Below are 1,232 nucleotides of genomic sequence, written 5' to 3' on the forward strand. Positions count from 1 at the left end.
GGTAATGTGGTCAAAAATGGTTGGTGAATTTTCATTTTAGATTGCTTATATTTCAACATCAAATTGAAGAGGAAGTTGGCTCTGCTGAGGAGCAACCAACCAGCAATAAGTTTGATGATTATACGATAATTGAAAGGATAGTTTTTTAGCTATCCTTTTTTATTAAATATCGGCAATCAGATATGGCTAAGGAAAATCTACTTTACGTTTGGTTTTTATAATATAAATACCATTTCAAGAAGTTCTTTCTGTTAGCTAAACTTAATCCTCTATGAATATTCAAGTTACCTTTTAAGTGTCCAAAAAAGGATTCCAGAGAGTTTGTTGAGTTGGGTATTTTGTCGTCCTTGAGATACATAAACATATTGGGTAAAGCTTTCTTGATTACGGTAAATGATCTTCTAACCATTTTATGAGTGTACCAATATCTTCCCGTTTCTATATTATATGATTTTTGATTGATAAAATCTCTGTATTGTTCTTCCCACAGGATAAGTTCAATAAGCCATAATTGACGTTTATATTCAGAATTGATATGATGAATTTTAACGGCTATTTGCTTGAGTTCAAAACCAGATTTATGTTTAGGATTCTGTGTAAGCCATATTCTGCACATTCTTGAAATATGAACCAAGCACCTTTGGAAAGGCACTCTTGGGCAGACTTTTTTGATGGCTTTGATAGATGATTTGTCTCCATCGGATGTGATACTTTTTATTTTGATTCCTAAACTCAACAGGTTTTGCAAATCTTCGGCAATCTCTTCAAAATGCTCTCCATTACTCATCCTGTAAAGCTGTGTTAACTTTAAATGAAAATTTCTGTAAACCACCAGACAGATATCATTAGGAAAATAAGTTCCGTCAATTACCAAATAAATTTCATCCGTGGAACTGAATTCCAAAACAGGTGCTTTGCTTAACATTTTAGAAAAATAACGTTGCAATGTACTTTTGCTGTATCCTGATTCGAGTGAGATTTTATCAAATGTATCTTTACCAATTATCCAATTTTTGAACCAAATTTCTCTATTGGAATTTGAAACAGATTTATTGCTGGAAGTGAATAATTGACCACAATCTTTACACTTAAATCGTTGTTTGTTTTCCCTAATTCCCCACTTAATTGTTTGAAGACTTTTACACGTTGGACAACGCTTTTTTTTGATTTTTTCATAAATAAAAAAAGTTTATTGAAACGAATTTCAATAAACTTTTGGGAATATCATATTT

At 31.5% G+C, this 1,232-nt stretch carries 1 protein-coding gene; it reads right to left on the reverse strand.

Annotation, left to right across the window (positions count from 1 at the left end):
• Nucleotides 1–202: 202 nt before the first annotated feature.
• Nucleotides 203–1,180, reverse strand: a complete 978-nt coding sequence (locus ACSVH9_RS16235; protein ID WP_438064618.1) for an IS256 family transposase, variant Zn-binding type — start codon at nucleotides 1,178–1,180, stop codon at nucleotides 203–205.
• Between the last annotated feature and the right edge of the window lie 52 nt (nucleotides 1,181–1,232).

Origin of the sequence: Flavobacterium sp. RSSB_23, assembly GCF_051547145.1 — a bacterium.
Lineage (GTDB): Bacteria > Bacteroidota > Bacteroidia > Flavobacteriales > Flavobacteriaceae > Flavobacterium.